Annotated in this window: 15 protein-coding genes; 11 read left to right on the forward strand and 4 right to left on the reverse strand. The window is 52.5% G+C overall.

Annotated elements, in window-relative coordinates:
- The first annotated feature begins 6 nt into the window (after positions 1 to 6).
- The 10 genes from AB8615_RS01365 to AB8615_RS01410 all read left to right on the forward strand — a co-directional run bounded on the left by AB8615_RS01365 (position 7) and on the right by AB8615_RS01410 (position 10,884).
- Positions 7 to 402, forward strand: a complete 396-nt coding sequence (locus tag AB8615_RS01365; protein ID WP_409433158.1) for a DUF2306 domain-containing protein — start codon at positions 7 to 9, stop codon at positions 400 to 402.
- Between the two features lie 131 nt (positions 403 to 533).
- Entirely contained in the window at positions 534 to 1,727 is a 1,194-nt protein-coding gene (gene sucC / locus AB8615_RS01370) for an ADP-forming succinate--CoA ligase subunit beta (RefSeq protein WP_418152538.1), read from the forward strand.
- Between the two features lie 34 nt (positions 1,728 to 1,761).
- The gene (gene sucD / locus AB8615_RS01375) at positions 1,762 to 2,646 is read left to right on the forward strand and encodes a succinate--CoA ligase subunit alpha (RefSeq protein WP_409433160.1); all 885 of its coding nucleotides are present in this window, start codon (positions 1,762 to 1,764) and stop codon (positions 2,644 to 2,646) included.
- A gap of 68 nt (positions 2,647 to 2,714) precedes the next feature.
- Positions 2,715 to 5,681 (forward strand): 2-oxoglutarate dehydrogenase E1 component, encoded by a 2,967-nt coding sequence (locus tag AB8615_RS01380; RefSeq protein WP_409433161.1) that lies wholly within the window; start codon positions 2,715 to 2,717, stop codon positions 5,679 to 5,681.
- 6 nt (positions 5,682 to 5,687) lie between these two features.
- Entirely contained in the window at positions 5,688 to 7,262 is a 1,575-nt protein-coding gene (odhB, locus tag AB8615_RS01385) for a 2-oxoglutarate dehydrogenase complex dihydrolipoyllysine-residue succinyltransferase (protein WP_409433162.1), read from the forward strand.
- 131 nt (positions 7,263 to 7,393) lie between these two features.
- Complete coding sequence (locus tag AB8615_RS01390; protein ID WP_418152539.1) at positions 7,394 to 7,885, forward strand: hypothetical protein; 492 nt, start codon at positions 7,394 to 7,396, stop codon at positions 7,883 to 7,885.
- 79 nt (positions 7,886 to 7,964) lie between these two features.
- Complete coding sequence (locus AB8615_RS01395) at positions 7,965 to 8,405, forward strand: hypothetical protein (protein WP_409433164.1); 441 nt, start codon at positions 7,965 to 7,967, stop codon at positions 8,403 to 8,405.
- A gap of 113 nt (positions 8,406 to 8,518) precedes the next feature.
- A complete protein-coding gene (gene lpdA / locus AB8615_RS01400; protein ID WP_409433165.1) occupies positions 8,519 to 9,904 on the forward strand; it encodes a dihydrolipoyl dehydrogenase in 1,386 nt (461 codons plus the stop codon).
- Between the two features lie 112 nt (positions 9,905 to 10,016).
- Positions 10,017 to 10,472: a VOC family protein gene (locus AB8615_RS01405; RefSeq protein ID WP_409433166.1), complete on the forward strand. Its 456-nt coding sequence runs from the start codon at positions 10,017 to 10,019 to the stop codon at positions 10,470 to 10,472.
- A 76-nt stretch (positions 10,473 to 10,548) separates the two neighbouring features.
- On the forward strand, positions 10,549 to 10,884 hold the full coding sequence (locus AB8615_RS01410; RefSeq protein WP_418152540.1) for a DUF1428 domain-containing protein: 336 nt from the start codon (positions 10,549 to 10,551) through the stop codon (positions 10,882 to 10,884).
- 51 nt (positions 10,885 to 10,935) lie between these two features.
- On the opposite strand, the gene AB8615_RS01415 is transcribed toward AB8615_RS01410, so the two are convergent.
- From AB8615_RS01415 to AB8615_RS01430, 4 genes are all read right to left on the reverse strand, one after another.
- The gene (locus tag AB8615_RS01415) at positions 10,936 to 11,874 is read right to left on the reverse strand and encodes an electron transfer flavoprotein subunit alpha/FixB family protein (RefSeq protein WP_409433168.1); all 939 of its coding nucleotides are present in this window, start codon (positions 11,872 to 11,874) and stop codon (positions 10,936 to 10,938) included.
- A complete protein-coding gene (locus tag AB8615_RS01420) occupies positions 11,874 to 12,623 on the reverse strand; it encodes an electron transfer flavoprotein subunit beta/FixA family protein (protein WP_409433169.1) in 750 nt (249 codons plus the stop codon). Before AB8615_RS01420 ends, AB8615_RS01415 begins: the two co-directional genes overlap by 1 nt.
- 117 nt (positions 12,624 to 12,740) lie before the next feature.
- Positions 12,741 to 13,484: a TMEM175 family protein gene (locus AB8615_RS01425; protein ID WP_409433170.1), complete on the reverse strand. Its 744-nt coding sequence runs from the start codon at positions 13,482 to 13,484 to the stop codon at positions 12,741 to 12,743.
- Between the two features lie 4 nt (positions 13,485 to 13,488).
- On the reverse strand, positions 13,489 to 15,087 hold the full coding sequence (locus tag AB8615_RS01430; protein WP_409433171.1) for a hypothetical protein: 1,599 nt from the start codon (positions 15,085 to 15,087) through the stop codon (positions 13,489 to 13,491).
- Between AB8615_RS01430 and AB8615_RS01435 the strand changes: the two genes are divergently transcribed.
- Positions 15,086 to 15,859 (forward strand): M48 family metallopeptidase, encoded by a 774-nt coding sequence (locus AB8615_RS01435; protein WP_409433172.1) that lies wholly within the window; start codon positions 15,086 to 15,088, stop codon positions 15,857 to 15,859. The two genes, AB8615_RS01430 and AB8615_RS01435, sit on opposite strands and share 2 nt — an antisense overlap.
- Positions 15,860 to 15,868: the final 9 nt, after the last annotated feature.

Genomic DNA, 15,868 nt, shown 5'->3' on the forward strand with positions numbered 1-15,868 from the left:
CGCGCTATGAATTGGACCGTTATACAAGAGGCCTCGCTCGTCATCCAAATCCACCTGGCAGCGGCGATGCTAGCGCTTGTGCTGGGAACACTGATGTGGATACGGCCCAAAGGCACGGCGAGTCACAAGTTTATTGGGCGCAGTTTTATTGGTCTGATGGTTGTCACGGCGATCACAGCCATATTTATCAAGAACATCAATCAGGGTCAGTTAAGCTGGATACACATTTTCGTGCCGGTTACACTCATTGCGGCCTTTCAAGCTGTATATTTTATTCGCAAAAAGGATGTTCGCCGTCATAAACGCGTGGTCGCAGGCTTGTTTTTCGGCGCGCTGCTTATTCCGGGCATATTTACGCTCATGCCAGGGCGATTACTGCATGCGGCGATATTTGGTGGCTAATCGCACATCGTGCCCTAAAAACCGTCTTTGAACGGTTGCGGTGCGTATTCAGGCTGACTATAAGTTTATGCAAAGATGCGAGGCTCCATTTGGGGCCTCTTTTAGTGATTAGCCAGCGAGAAAGAGTTTCCATGAATATCCACGAATATCAGGGCAAAGCTGTCCTCAAAGAGATCGGCGCACCCGTATCTAAAGGGATCGCGATTTTTGATGCGTCTGAGGCGAAAGCCGCAGCTGAAAAGCTCGGCGGCTCGCTCTGGGTGGTGAAATCTCAAATTCATGCTGGTGGACGCGGCAAAGGCAAATTTATCGGCGCTGACAAAGATGCCAAAGGCGGCGTGCGTCTGGCTTTCTCCATCGACGACGTGGTCAAGAACGCGAAGGAAATGCTCGGCGAATACCTTGTCACAGAGCAAACGGACGACAATGGCAAGCAAGTCAACCGACTCTATATCGAAGACGGATCCGACATTGACCGCGAGCTATATCTCTCCATCATCATCAACCGCGAAACATCGCGCGTGTCCTTCATTGTCTCGACCGAAGGCGGTATGGATATTGAGGCGGTCGCGCATGACACCCCTGAAAAAGTGATCAACTTCGACATTGATCCCGCGACAGGCTTCATGCCGCATCACGGCCGCACTCTGGCCAAAGCGCTCGACCTCAAAGGCGATCTGGCTAAGCAAGCGAACAAGCTGGGCAAGATTTTGTATAACGGCTTCCTCGCCAAAGACATGGCGATGCTGGAGATTAACCCGCTGATCGTGACCGAAGATCAGCGTCTACATTGCCTCGATGCGAAGATCAGCTTTGACGAAAACGCGCTCTACCGTCATCCCGACATTCAAGAGCTGCGCGACATCACCGAGGAAGACAGCAAAGAAACCGAAGCCAAGAAATACGACCTTTCCTATGTGGCGCTAGACGGCAATATTGGCTGTATGGTCAACGGCGCTGGCCTTGCGATGAGCACGATGGATATCATCAAGCTCTACGGCGCAGAGCCTGCCAACTTCCTCGATGTGGGCGGCGGCGCGACGAAAGAAAACATTGTGGCCGCGTTTAAAATTCTAACGTCTGACGACAAAGTCGAAGGCATCCTGATCAACATCTTCGGCGGCATCATGAAATGCGATGTCATCGCCCAAGGCACAGTCGACGCGGTCAAAGAAGTCGGCCTCGAAGTACCGCTCGTCGTCCGCCTCGAAGGCACAAACGTCGAAGCGGGTAAAAAGATCATCAATGAAAGCGGCCTGAACGTCATCGCAGCCGATGACCTCGACGATGCCGCGCAGAAGATTGTCGCGGCTGTCAAAGCTTAAGCCCGACCCAGATATAAGATCGAAGAGATAAAAAATGTCAGTATTAATTAATAAAGATACCAAAGTTATCACGCAGGGTATGACGGGCAAGACCGGCACGTTCCATACGGAGCAAGCCATCGAATACGGCACCAAAATGGTTGGTGGTGTGACCCCCGGCAAAGGCGGCACGACGCATATCGGCTTGCCGAACTTTGACACTGTGGCGGAAGCCAAGCACGCGACAGGCGCGACGGCGTCAGTGATCTATGTCCCGCCGCCCTTCGCGGCCGACTCGATCTTGGAAGCGATCGACGCGGAGATGGAATTAATTATCGCGATTACTGAGGGCATCCCTGTCTCTGATATGATCCCTGTCAAGCGCGCTTTGGTGGGGTCTAAGTCCCGCCTGATCGGTCCGAACTGCCCTGGCGTTTTGACCCCAAATGAGTGCAAAATCGGCATCATGCCAGGCAAGATTTTCAAAAAAGGGTCCTGCGGCGTGGTCTCGCGCTCTGGCACTTTGACATACGAAGCCGTATTCCAAACCACGCAAGTCGGGCTCGGCCAGACGACAGCGATTGGCATTGGCGGCGACCCGATTAACGGCACAAATTTCATCGACTGCCTTGAGCTTTTCCTTCACGATGACGACACAAAGCAAATCATCATGATCGGCGAAATCGGCGGCTCTGCCGAAGAAGAGGCTGCGGAATATATCGCTCATATGGCCAAGAAGGGTATCAAGAAGCCGATGGTCGGATTCATCGCAGGCCGCACTGCGCCTCCGGGTCGCACGATGGGCCATGCAGGCGCGATCGTGTCTGGCGGCAAAGGCGGCGCAGAAGATAAGATTGCGGCAATGGAAAAAGCGGGTATCCGCGTATCCGACAGCCCAGCGAAATTGGGCGTCACTATGATGGATGTTCTCAAAGGCTAGGGCTTAAGGTAAGGGCTCAAGGGCTAAGACCAAATACGGGCTAAGGCCGAAACACGAAAGACAAGACTATGGCGGACAAAGCTAGGTCGGACCAAAACCAGCAAATGATCGACACACTGTTCTTGGACGGCGCCAACGCTGTTTATCTGGAACAAATGCAAGCGCGTTACACGGAAAACCCGCGCTCTGTTGATCCCAGCTGGCAAGCTTATTTCGCAAATCTAGGCGACGATGCGGCCTCTGTGAAGAAAACGGCTGATGGTCCTGTGTGGAAGAAAACGAATTGGCCCGTTGATCCCAATGGCGAGCTTACCTCTGCTCTGACAGGGGATTGGGGGGTTGATCCGTCCGCCGTTGCCGAGAAAATATCTGCCAAAATGCCAGCGGCGTCTGCGGATGAATTGCAACGTGCCGCGAAGGACTCGCTGGGTGCATTGATGCTGATACGGGCGCACCGTATGCGCGGGCATTTAATTGCCGATCTTGATCCGCTCGATCTACAAAAAACGCCGCCCCATGATGAATTAAAGCCTGAGACTTACGGCTTCCACGCCGAAGATATGGACCGCGATATTTTTATCGATGGTGTGTTGGGGCTTGAATATGCCACGCTCAATCAAATCCTCGAAATCGTCCGCCGCACCTATTGCGGCACGTTCGGGATTCAATTCATGCATGTGTCTGACCCGACCGAGAAGCTATGGCTGCAAGAACGTATTGAAGGCCCCGATAAAGAAATTAGTTTTTCCAAAGAAGGTCGCATGGCTATTTTGCAGAAATTAATTGAAGCGGAAGCGTTCGAGCAATTAATTCACAAACGCTATCCGGGGACAAAGCGTTTCGGTTTGGACGGCGCAGAAAGCCTCCTGCCAGCGCTGGAGCAAATCATCAAGCGCGGCGGTGCGTTGGGTTTAAAAGACATCAATTTTGGCATGCCGCACCGTGGCCGCCTCAACGTCATGGCGTCAGTCATGCAAAAGCCTTATTCCGCGATTTTCTACGAATTCCTCGGGGGGGTCGCATCGGGGTCAGAAGACTTCGGCTCTGGTGACGTCAAATATCACTTGGGCGTATCAGATGATCGTGAATTTGACGGGAATTCTGTCCATCTCTCCCTCGCGCCAAATCCTTCTCATTTGGAAGTTGTTGCGCCTGTCGTGATCGGCAAAGCCCGCGCAAAACAGCAAATGGCCTCTGGCACATATCGCTCGCACAATCCCGAAGAAGTCATGGCAGTTATTTTGCACGGCGACAGCGCATTTGCGGGGCAGGGCGTGGTCATGGAAACAATGCAGATGAGCCAGCTCGAAGGCTACCGCACGGGCGGCACAATCCATGTAATCGTCAATAACCAGATCGGCTTTACCACGACTCCGTCCGAGTATCGCTCGGGTCAATATTGTTCTGACGTAGCGTTTATGGTCGAAGCACCTGTCTTCCACGTCAATGGCGATGACCCAGAATCTGTCGTTTTTGCCGCGCGGGTTGCCACAGAATATCGCCAGAAGTTTGGCAAAGATGTCGTGTTGGATATTATCTGCTACCGCCGCTACGGCCATAATGAAGGCGATGATCCGTCCTTCACGCAGCCGCTCATGTATCAGGCGATTGACGGAAAGCAGACAACACGTGAAATTTATGCGCAGCGTTTGGTCGCGCAAGGCGATATTACAGAGGCCGAACACACCAAGCTTGTCGAAGAATTCTACACTTACCTTGATCAAGAATTCGACAAAGCGAAATCCTATGAGACCAAAGAGCCAGACTGGCTACAAGGTGTTTGGAAAGGGATTTCCTTGCCGACAGAAAAAGACGGAAAGCGTCCGGGCGATACATCGGTCAGCCTCGAAACGCTGCAGAATATAGGTAAAAAAATCACGGCTTTGCCGAATTCGGTCAACATCCATCGCACGCTCAAGCGTATCATTAAAGCGCGGGCGGACAAGATTGAAGCAGGCGAAGGCATTGATTGGGGCCTCGCCGAACATCTCGCTTTTGGCACGCTCATCACGGAGGGTCACCCCGTGCGCCTGTCTGGGCAAGACAGTGAACGCGGCACATTTAGTCAGCGTCAGTCACATTTCATCGACCAAAAGGACGAGCATAAATATACCCCGCTTAACAATCTGTCACCTGATCAGGAATACTACCAAGTCCTCAACTCGCATCTGTCAGAAGAAGCGGTGCTAGGATTCGAATATGGATTTTCAACCGCCGCGCCGCACGCGCTCACGATATGGGAAGCGCAATTTGGCGATTTTGCCAATGGCGCGCAGGTTATGGTGGATCAATTTATTAGCTCGGCGGAACAGAAATGGCTACGTATGTCGGGCCTCGTAATGTTGCTCCCGCATGGCTATGAAGGTCAGGGGCCAGAACATTCCTCCGCCCGGTTGGAGCGCTATCTGCAAATGTGTGCCGAGGATAATATGCAGGTGACGAATATTTCGACACCGTCTAATTATTTCCATGCGCTGCGCCGTCAGGTGAAACGTAACTTCCGCAAACCGCTCATCAATATGAGCCCAAAATCGCTCCTGCGGCACAAACTCTGCGTCTCGACATTGGCGGAAATGGCAGACGGGTCGGAATTCCACCGTGTGTTATGGGACGATGCGCAATACAAGCCAGAAATGACCGAGATTAAATTGGTCGCGGATAAAGAGATCAAGCGGGTCATTATATGTTCGGGCAAAGTCTATTTCGATTTGTTTGAGGAACGCGAGAAACAGGGCCGCAATGACGTTTACTTGATGCGGGTCGAGCAGCTCTATCCCTATCCCGACGACGCGATGCAAGAGGAGCTTAAACGCTTCAAAAATGCCGATATGGTGTGGTGCCAAGAAGAGCCGAAGAATATGGGTGCTTGGGCCTTTATCGAGCCCTTTATTGAAGAGAGCCTCATCGCGATCAAAGCCAAGAACACACGCCCGCGCTATGTAGGTCGCGCAGCTGCGGCCTCGACGGCGACAGGTATTGCGGCTAAACATAAAAAAGAACAGCAAGCCATCCTCGATGGCGCTTTTGCGAAGTAGAAAAATATGACTGATATCACAATCCCAAATGTCGGCGAATCCGTCTCCGAAGTTACCATTGCAACTTGGTTTAAAAAAGTTGGTGACACGATCAAAAAGGACGAACCTTTGGTGGAGTTGGAAACAGATAAGGCGGCGCAAGAACTCGTCGCGCCTGAAGACGGGACGCTGGAAGAAATTCTGGTTGCCGAGGGTGATGTCGCCACAATCGGTCAGTTGATCGCAAAGCTCGGCAGCGGGTCTGGAAAGTCTGCAACAGCTGCGCCCAAAGGTGACGCTGAAGTGAAAGCGCAGACAGAAGCGCCAAACAGCGCCAAGTCTTCTTCTGGCGGCGCGTCGATTGATATTGACGTACCAAATGTCGGCGAGTCTGTATCAGAAGTGACAATCGCTACTTGGATGGTGAAAGTCGGCGACGCGGTCGAAAAAGATCAACCGATTGTCGAGTTGGAAACTGACAAAGCGGCGCAAGAACTGGTTGCTCCGCGCTCTGGTGTCATTCAAGAAATTCTGGTCTCCGAAGGCGATGTTGCGACGGTCGGTCAAACGCTGGCCAAACTCGGTGAGAGCGATTCTGACGCGCCTCCGGGCGTGCAGCCTAAAGGTGCCGGCGATGAAGGCGGTGCGGGCGGCGAACTGCCCGAAGTCCCCCCAACCAATGCCCCCGCTGGGTCTGGCGGCAAACCGCCCATGCCAGCCGCCAATCGCGTGATCGCAGAACATAATCTCGACGCGTCTAAAATATCAGGCTCTGGCAAAGATGGTCGCGTGACCAAAGGCGATGCGCTGGCTGCGAATGCAGCGGGTAATGCAGGCCTTAAAGCGCCAACCGCCAGCCAGTCACCTGCGCCTGCAGCCACGAAAGCGCCGCGCGCAGACAACCCGCGTGAAGAGCGTGTCCGCATGAGCCGTATTCGCCAAACAATCGCGCGCCGATTGAAAGAAGCACAAAATACAGCGGCCATGCTAACGACCTATAATGAGGCCGATATGAGCCACATCATGGCGATGCGCAGCGACTATAAAGAGCTGTTCCTCAAGAAGCACGGTGTCAAGCTCGGCTTTATGAGCTTCTTCGTTAAAGCGTGCGTGCAAGCGTTGAAGGACGTGCCGTCTGTGAACGCAGAGATTGACGGGACAGATATCATCTACAAGAACTACTATGATATTTCTGTCGCTGTCGGCACGGATAAAGGTCTTGTTGTCCCCGTGCTACGCGATGCCGATGAGCTATCGCTCGGCGGAATTGAAAAAGGTATTGGTGCCCTCGGCAAGAAAGCCCGCGAGGGGCAACTCTCAATGGACGACATGTCGGGCGGGACATTCACGATCTCCAATGGCGGCGTCTATGGCTCGCTGATGAGTTCGCCAATTCTAAACCCGCCGCAATCCGGTATCCTGGGCATGCACAAGATTGAGAAACGCGCCGTTGTGATTGACGATCAAATCGTCATTCGTCCGATGATGTATCTCGCTCTGTCCTATGATCACCGTATTGTTGACGGGAAAGAGGCTGTGACCTTCCTCGTGCGGGTTAAAGAATGTCTCGAAGATCCGGAACGCCTCTTGCTCGATCTCTAATATCCGATCTCTCATATCAGAGCCGTTTTTCTCAAGGTTTTGTTAACAATGAGTTTTCACGGCCTAGAAAGACCTCTTTGCTAGTCTTTTTCTATTGCGTCGATGTGGGCGCGTGGATGAGAGATGAGTTTATGTCTAAATCTATGATGATAGACGCGGCCTCAACGGCCGAACAGAATAACACAAAAGTGCCTGTAAACTATGCAGACCGTGCTTTGGGCATTTTGGCGTGTTTCGCCGTGACATGGGGCCTACTCGGCTTATTGAGTTTTACATTTTTCGTAACAGCCGACCTGCAAGCCCTGTCAGGCACTTACCGCCCAGAACAAATTGCTTATATTTTGGACACACCGTTTTGGGTGCGGGTCGGTCAAGCGCTCGGCGTTTTTGGCATGTTAACAGGGTCTGTCTACCTTTTGCTGCGTCGTAAAAGCGCGTATTACTGGTTCATGTGGTCGCTCTTAGGAACGCTGACTGTCCTACTCGATACGATTTTACGCAGCGGATTTCAAACTATGGGCGGTATGGAATCTGGCGTGAACATCGCTGTTACAGTCGTCGGTATCTTCATGTTTTGGGGCACGTATAGCGCCTATCAAGAGGGCCAACTCACAGGCGAGTAGTCTGAAGCTGATACCACTTTGAATGACTGGACAGATTGTCGCAGATTGAGTAACCTCCCTCCAAAAGGGAGGTTTTTTTATGACTGAAATCACAACACCAAAACCAACAACTATGTTCTGGATATTGGGCGGGCTATTCCTGCTTTGGAATGTATTTGGCTGTTATATGTATTATCTCGATATGACGCTCAGCGACGCGGCCTATGCCGAAAGTTACGGCGAAGCCATGGCGGCCCTGCGCGATCAATACCCAACGTGGTCCGTCGCAGCCTATGCGATTGCGGTTTGGGGTGGGCTCGCCGCGGCGATATTATACCTGCTTCGCAAAGCGTGGTGCGTGCCTGTCTTCATCCTGTCATTGATCGCGGCAGTCCTAAGTTTCGCGTGGGGGCTAACCAATGCCGAAATGCGAGAGGCGGCAGGCACTATGGGTTGGGCCATGCCACTCATTGTTGTCACTGCGGGTATTTTTGAAATCTGGTGGTCGCGCAAAATGAAGGGTCATGGCTGGCTAAACTAAGGGCTGGCTACATAAAGTTTGACGGCACGAAAGCCTGCGGCTGTCGCGACTGTTGACGCAAATCCCCCGCCCGCGTAAGTGTGTGCCTCACCTATGCGGACGGAGAAAATCCCATGTCAGATATGTATGATGTCGTCATTATTGGCGGTGGCCCCGGCGGATATAATTGCGCCATTCGGTGCGGACAACTCGGCCTTAAGGTCGCCTGTATCGAGACACGCAAGACGCTCGGCGGCACATGCTTGAACGTCGGCTGTATCCCGTCCAAAGCCTTGCTCCACGCATCCGAACTTTACGAGACCGCTTCAAGCGATTTCGAAGCAATGGGTATGAGCGCCACAGTCAAAGCGGACATTCCCAAAATGATCGCCGCGAAATCCAAAACGGTAGACGGCCTGACGCAAGGCATTGAATTCCTGTTCAAGAAAAACAAAGTCGATCATATTCAGGGCTTCGGCAAAATTACAGGCCCAGGCAAAGTCGACGTTGACGGCAAAGAAATTCAAGCCAAGAACATCGTGATCGCAACGGGGTCAGACGTTGCCACGCTGCCGTTTCTGGAAATTGACGAAAAGACGATCGTGTCTTCCACAGGGGCTTTGGAGCTTCAAAAAGTGCCGGGCAAAATGGTTGTAATTGGCGGCGGCGTCATCGGCCTAGAACTTGGCTCAGTTTGGCGGCGTATGGGCGCGGAGGTGACAGTCGTCGAATACTTACCCAACATCCTACCCGGCATGGACGCCGAGGTGCAGAAGCAAGCGCTCCGCACATTCAAAAAGCAAAAGATGAAATTCGAGCTATCGCGCAAAGCGGTGGGTGTTGAAAAATCTGGCAAGACTATGGTCCTCAAAACTGAGGCCGCAGAGGGCGGCAAAGCCAAAGACCTAGAGGCTGACATTATCCTAGTCTGCATTGGTCGTCGTCCTTTCACGAATGGAGCAGGGCTTGAAGATGTTGGCGTGAAAATGGACAAGCGTGGCTTTATTGAGACGGATCACTTCAAGACAAATGTTGACGGTATTTTCGCGATTGGCGACTGCACCCACGGCCCGATGTTGGCGCACAAAGCCGAGGAAGAAGGCGCGGCACTTGCTGAAATTATTGCGGGCAAACCGGGCCACGTCAATTATGATGCAATCCCGGGCGTCGTCTATACTTTCCCTGAAATCGCCGCCGTTGGTAAAACTGAAGAAGAGCTGAAAGAGGCGGGCGTGCCATATAAAAAAGGCAAATTCCCCTTCACCGCCAACTCCCGCGCGCGCTGCAATCATGCGACTGATGGCTTTGTCAAAATCTTGGCCCACGCGGAAACGGACGAAATCCTTGGCGCACATATGATCGGCGCTCAAGTTGGCGATTTGATCCACGAAATTTGTATCGCGATGGAATTTAAAGCGAGTTCAGAGGACATCGCGCGTATCTGTCACGCTCACCCCACGGTATCAGAAGCCGTCCGTCAGGCCGCTATGGATGTCGAGGGTTGGGCTATGCAAATGTAATTCAGCGGCGACTTTTCCGCTGTCTTTGCTGAACGCCCAGACAGATCGAAATTCTTAGCTGAATTAGATTTGCTGGGCCAGAAAGTGCAACGATTTTAACTGAGGACGTCCCATGCAATACCTTCATACTATGATCCGTGTTCGCGATATTGACGCGACGCTCAATTTCTTCTGCGGCGGCCTCGGCATGGTCGAGACGCGGCGTTACGAGTCTGAGAAAGGCCGCTTCACCCTCGTCTTTTTGGCGGCAAATGAAGACGAAGCGCGCGCCGAAAAAGATAAAGCCCCGCTCATTGAATTGACTTATAATTGGCCAGATGAAAACGGCGAGGTCGAAGAGTATGACGGTGGTCGCAATTTTGGCCATCTGGCTTACCGCGTGGATGATATCTACGCGCTATGCCAGCATTTGATGGATATGGGCGTCACGATCAATCGCCCGCCGCGCGACGGTCACATGGCCTTTATCCGCAGCCCCGACGGCATCTCCATCGAACTGCTGCAAAAAGGCGATAATCTCCCCGCGCAAGAACCTTGGGCGAGCATGGAAAATACTGGTAGTTGGTAGCTAACGACCTTCACTAAAATATGCTATAACCTAAGCTTAACCAAAGGAGGGCAGTATGGCATATGTATAAGGATTCGTGATCCCAGTCCCCAAAGCGAAAAAAGACGCATATAAAAAACTGGCCGAATTAAGCGCGCCGATCTTTCAAGAATATGGGGCGCTGCGCATCATGGAAAACTGGAGCGAGACCACGCCAGATGGGAAGACAACAGATTTCAAACGTGCCGTAAAAGCCGAAGATGATGAAGCGGTTGTGTTCTCTTGGATCGAATGGGCGGATAAAGCGACATGCGATGCGGCGGCCGAAAAAATGCAAAACGACCCTCGCTGGGCCGATATGGGCGACATGCCTTTTGACGGCAAACGCATGATCTATGCTGGCTTTGACCCGATATTTTCGACGGATAAATAAAAAAGCCCGCGGAAATGCGCGGGCTTATTAATTAAGTTTGGTTTTGAACGCTTACAGGACTTTGTCGAGTTCCGCTTCAAATTCGGGTAGCGCTTTGAACAAATCCGCGACGAGGCCGTAATCTGCAACGGTGAAGATTGGCGCTTCTTCGTCTTTGTTGATGGCGGCGATGACTTTGGAGTCCTTCATGCCAGCCAAATGCTGGATCGCGCCAGAGATACCGACAGCGATATAAAGTTCTGGCGCAACGGCTTTACCCGTTTGGCCGACTTGCCAGTCATTGGGCACAAAGCCCGCATCGACAGCCGCGCGGGATGCGCCCATCGCGGCGCCGAGCTTGTCAGCAATCCCTTCGAGTAATTTGAAATTCTCACCAGAGCCCATGCCGCGTCCGCCAGAGATCACGACTTTCGCCGCTGTTAATTCTGGGCGATCTGACTTGGAGAGTTCTTCGCTGATATATTCGGATTTGAACGGGCCAGCAGGGTCTGCCAACATTTTGTCCGATGCGCTGCCGCTTTCGCCTGCGGCGGCAAATGCCGTCGTGCGAACCGTGATGACTTTCTTGGCGTCGGTAGATTGAACCGTTGCCATCGCGTTACCCGCATAGATTGGGCGCACGAATGTATCTGCGCTTTCAACCCCTGTGATCGAGCTAATCTGCTGCACGTCAAGCTTGGCGGCGACGCGCGGCATGTAGTTTTTATGGGTTGTTGTATCAGGCGCCAAAACAGCGTCATAATCAGACATTAACGGCACGATGACCGCTTCCATCGCTTCGGCTAGTTGACGGGTGAGGGAGACATGATCCACGCCGAGGACAGCGCGCACGCCGTCAATTTTCACGGCTTGGCTCATCACGTCTTTGACGCCTTTGCCAGCGACTAAAATGTCAACATCGCCGCCCATAGCGAGGGCCGCTGTGACCACTTTATGTGTCGCGTCTTTGAGGGCTGTGTTGTCGTGTTCTGCAATTACGAGAATGGCCATTAGATCACTCCTGCTTCGTTTTTGAGTTTATCGACGAGCATGGCTGCATCTTCGACCTTGATACCGGCTTCGCGCTTTGGCGGCTCGGTGACTTTAAGTGTTTTTAGGCGAGGGGCTGTATCGACGCCGTAATCCGCGGGCGTTTTCGCCTCAATCGGCTTTTTCTTCGCCTTCATGATATTTGGCAGCGACGCATAGCGCGGCTCATTCAAGCGAAGGTCAGTTGTGACAATCGCGGGCGTTTGCAGTTTTACAGTCTGCAGACCACCATCGACTTCGCGAACCACGGTTAGGCTGTCACCTGCCGCTTCAATCGAATTCGCTGCAGACCCTATTGGCCAATCGAGCAAAGCTGCGAGCATACCGCCTGTCGAGCCGTAATCATTGTCAATCGCTTGCTTGCCGAGAATGACGAGGCCGGGGCCTTCGGCGTCGCAAATTCCTTTGAGGATTTTGGCAATCGCGAGAGGTTCTAAATCTTCGTCTGTTTGCACATGAACGCCGCGGTCCATACCCATAGCGAGCGCTGTGCGGATTGTTTCCTGAGCTTTAGCTGGTCCGACTGAGACGACAATCGTGTCTGTTGCCGTGCCAGCTGTTTGCATACGCACAGCTTCTTCGACAGAAATTTCGTCAAACGGGTTCATAGACATTTTGACGTTGGCAAGGTCAACACCACTCTGATCGGGTTTCACCCGGGCTTTGACATTATAGTCAAGCACGCGCTTGACGGGGACGAGGACTTTCATCGATGGGTCTCCATAATTGGTGGCCGCAACCTAGCGGACATTCTGGCACTTCATATGCGGTAGATAGGCGCAGATATCAAGGACACACCCCCTCATCTCCTACTTCAATATCGCTAATCATAAATACGATTTTGAAGGGGGTAGTTCGGTGCGAATGGCGGGGTAAAGGCGTCTTGCAATGATGAAAGGCAGGAAGAGCAGAATATATAAGCTACTGCCAATGCTATATAATGGCGTCATTAAGGATATAATTGCGACCAGCATGGCTACCAAACACTCGCCCCATCTTGCAAATCTTAACTGATGTGTCTTAGCCAGCTCATAAGCGTTGAGTTTCAGTTGATCTTTATTCCGCAATACATGTCCCAACATAAGGGCTAATATGGCGAATACTGCCGCATAAGAAACCGCAAAATATCCGACCACTGTGCCAGAGTCTGCGAACGACATAATCCCCATATCAACATTGCGCGAGAAGTCACCCGTCAGGCTAGAGATGATCACGCCGTAAAGAGAATCGAACCCAAAACGCAAGGGGTAAGCCATAAATAAGATGACGAAAATTAGCACCGCATTCAGAATAATAATTCTTTGATCAGCGACACCATAGCGCCGAAAGAATGTATAATGGGCATGCCATAATCCGAGCAAGACAGCAAAGCCTGCGGCGGTTGGAATAATGCTGAATAGAAAACTATTTAACTCAGTGAGGTTGCGTGGGGTGTCAACGCCACTAATTAACATGCCAAGCGCGAGCGCAAAGACGATGTCAGATAGGTTTTCGATACGGGTGACGGCTTCGCCTCGCCACCGAAAATCTGGATCATGATCCAAGCTTTGTCCAACGATCGACCGAACCATTTATTTAATCACTCTGCTCTGCGGTGAAGCCGAGATCTTTTAGGCTCCCCCCATTTTGTTGTAAGGCCATCAGGTCTGCCATAGGGAGTGGTTCCGTTGGGGCCATTTCAATCGTTAGCGTGCCGCCTTTTTCGATGAATTCCATAAACGCCCCGCCAAGTTCTGACGCCAAATCTTTTTCCAAATCAGACCGCGCAAGAAGCGGTGCCATCGTCACGGCTGCGCGCATTTCTTTTTTCACCCGCTCGGGATCAGCGCCCCGCATTTCTGCTGCGAGTTTCAGGCCGCGCTCGACAATAGATTTATCTTCGAGGCTAATTTTCATGTCGTTCAGCTTGAGCATTTGCATAGCCATTCTTTGCTGCGCAGTTTGGCTCGTGCCTGTGTTCATCGCTTGCTGAACCTCTTTGAGTCCCGACGCGCCGTACGTGTAATTTAGCTTAAACCCGTCCGTCATTTCCAAAATTCCGTCATTGACGCGGATCGTATCCTTGCCTTCGTCCAATACAGACACTTGCGAGGATTTGATCGTGATATTGTCAAAGCCGAGGTCGCTCATCGTTTTATAGAACTGCCGAGCTTCCATCGCTTTGGGGGCTTCTTTCAGTTTGAACACCATCGGCTTGCCGACTTGGCGGATCGTCGTGACGTCGCCCTTAGTCGTGGCCTCACCCTCAAATCCTGCGATGTTCATTTCCACATTTGAGTTGTTGAAAATTAGACTATCCAAGCTAAAACTATCATACGGTTTTTCATACATATTGAGGCTGCCGAGCAAAGCCCCCAAGCCGCCCGACGCCATATCCATCTGGTCGCTCGCATTCAAAAATCCGCGGCCCGTCAGTGACTTCATCGTCAACAATGACGGCGCAGATGCATCGCTCTGCCCGCGCGGTTGGATTGTCAGATTGACGTCGCTGACTTTGAAATCAGTGCGTTCAGTTTGTGCGTCTGTGCCGTAGACCATCTGGTTGATCGTGCCTGACACCTCATCACCAGAGACCGTCACGTCAGCGACAGAAATCGCCCCAAATCCAATATCTAAATCATCGTCCTCCATTTCCAGCGATAATTTGTCGTCGCTATCTGACATTTTCTCAATGCTCTTCAATATGGCTTTCGCCGTATCAGGGGTCGGGCGCGCGACCGTCATATTCTTCACCTTCACCGTTAAATCATCCCCGGTCATGCTAACGCCGGTAAAGTCAGCACGGTCAAAATTCGCCGCGTCGCCCTCCATATGAACCCCCGTGAGAACCGCCGTTTCGATCATCACGACGCCGTCATCCGTATTGCTGGACAAGTTTGTAAATGTATAATTTCCGTTCGAACCTTCTCGCGCTGCCCATGTTAAATCCGTGGCTCCTGACTCGGCCATACCCAGCAGAGCCAGCGCTTTATTGGCGTCTGCCTCGCTCGTCGTCCGCTCTGGCACCGCGAAGTGGCGCGCAAAATCTTTATCCGACGCCGCTTTCAGTCCCAAAGGCGCGGCTTCCGCTGAAATTTGCGGTGATCCAGCCTTGTCCTTTGGCCCACATGCCCCCATCATAAGGGCAGCGGAGAGTGCAATCACGCTAAACGAATTGCGGAGAGAAATAGTCATGGCAGGCTTCCTGTCTCGGTTAAAGTCAGGCGATGCTACCATGCGTGGCCCTGCGGTGAAAGACCGTTTCCCCTTGCGCGACGAGGACGACCCCCGCGTGCTGTATGTCCTGTCAGACCGCGCGCGTCGCATTTCGATCAAAGTCAAAACGGCGGACCGCGAAGTCCATGTCGTCGTGCCGGGCCTCCGTGCGCTCAAAAAAGCGCAGAGCTTCGCAAAGGAGCAGCGCGACTGGATCAATGTGCAGCTTGAAACCCTGCCGCCGCCCATGCCGTTCACGCCGGGGCAGACGATCCTGTTCCAGGGCCAAGACTATCAACTCCTTTCGCCCGCGGGCACAGGCCGCCCAAAGATTAATCGCGCGACCCACAAGATTATCGTCCCCAGCCCCGATCCCGAGAGCTTCCCCGGTCGCGTCCGCCGCCTCCTCATCCGCGAGGCCCGCGAAGAACTCACGGCGGCGAGCCATCACTACGCCGACAAACTTGGTAAGACCGTCGGGAAAGTCAGCGTCCGTGATCAATCCTCCCGCTGGGGGTCTTGCATTACGCGGAACGGGGAGGGGCATATCTCCTATTCCTGGCGCCTGATCTGCGCGCCGCCTTTCGTCCTCGAATATGTTGCGGCACATGAATGTGCGCATCTGGTCCATGACGATCACAGCAAAGCCTTTTGGGATTGCTGCCATTCCATATTTGACGAGGTCAAACCCGCGACGAAATGGTTGAATAAAAACGGCGCGACGCTCCATGCGATTGGCGCAGAATTTTAATCATCGCAA

This window comes from Litorimonas sp. RW-G-Af-16, from assembly GCF_048319245.1.
In the GTDB taxonomy this organism is placed as follows: Bacteria; Pseudomonadota; Alphaproteobacteria; order Caulobacterales; family Maricaulaceae; genus Litorimonas.

Coding starts and splice junctions, on each gene's coding strand:
- AB8615_RS01365 (WP_409433158.1), top strand. CDS start 7: ATGAATTGGACCGTTATACAAGAGGCCTCGCTCGTCATCCAAATCCAC.
- sucC (WP_418152538.1), top strand. CDS start 534: ATGAATATCCACGAATATCAGGGCAAAGCTGTCCTCAAAGAGATCGGC.
- sucD (WP_409433160.1), top strand. CDS start 1,762: ATGTCAGTATTAATTAATAAAGATACCAAAGTTATCACGCAGGGTATG.
- AB8615_RS01380 (WP_409433161.1), top strand. CDS start 2,715: ATGGCGGACAAAGCTAGGTCGGACCAAAACCAGCAAATGATCGACACA.
- odhB (WP_409433162.1), top strand. CDS start 5,688: ATGACTGATATCACAATCCCAAATGTCGGCGAATCCGTCTCCGAAGTT.
- AB8615_RS01390 (WP_418152539.1), top strand. CDS start 7,394: ATGTCTAAATCTATGATGATAGACGCGGCCTCAACGGCCGAACAGAAT.
- AB8615_RS01395 (WP_409433164.1), top strand. CDS start 7,965: ATGACTGAAATCACAACACCAAAACCAACAACTATGTTCTGGATATTG.
- lpdA (WP_409433165.1), top strand. CDS start 8,519: ATGTCAGATATGTATGATGTCGTCATTATTGGCGGTGGCCCCGGCGGA.
- AB8615_RS01405 (WP_409433166.1), top strand. CDS start 10,017: ATGCAATACCTTCATACTATGATCCGTGTTCGCGATATTGACGCGACG.
- AB8615_RS01415 (WP_409433168.1), bottom strand. CDS start 11,874: ATGGCCATTCTCGTAATTGCAGAACACGACAACACAGCCCTCAAAGAC.
- AB8615_RS01420 (WP_409433169.1), bottom strand. CDS start 12,623: ATGAAAGTCCTCGTCCCCGTCAAGCGCGTGCTTGACTATAATGTCAAA.
- AB8615_RS01425 (WP_409433170.1), bottom strand. CDS start 13,484: ATGGTTCGGTCGATCGTTGGACAAAGCTTGGATCATGATCCAGATTTT.
- AB8615_RS01435 (WP_409433172.1), top strand. CDS start 15,086: ATGGCAGGCTTCCTGTCTCGGTTAAAGTCAGGCGATGCTACCATGCGT.
- AB8615_RS01430 (WP_409433171.1), bottom strand. CDS start 15,087: ATGACTATTTCTCTCCGCAATTCGTTTAGCGTGATTGCACTCTCCGCT.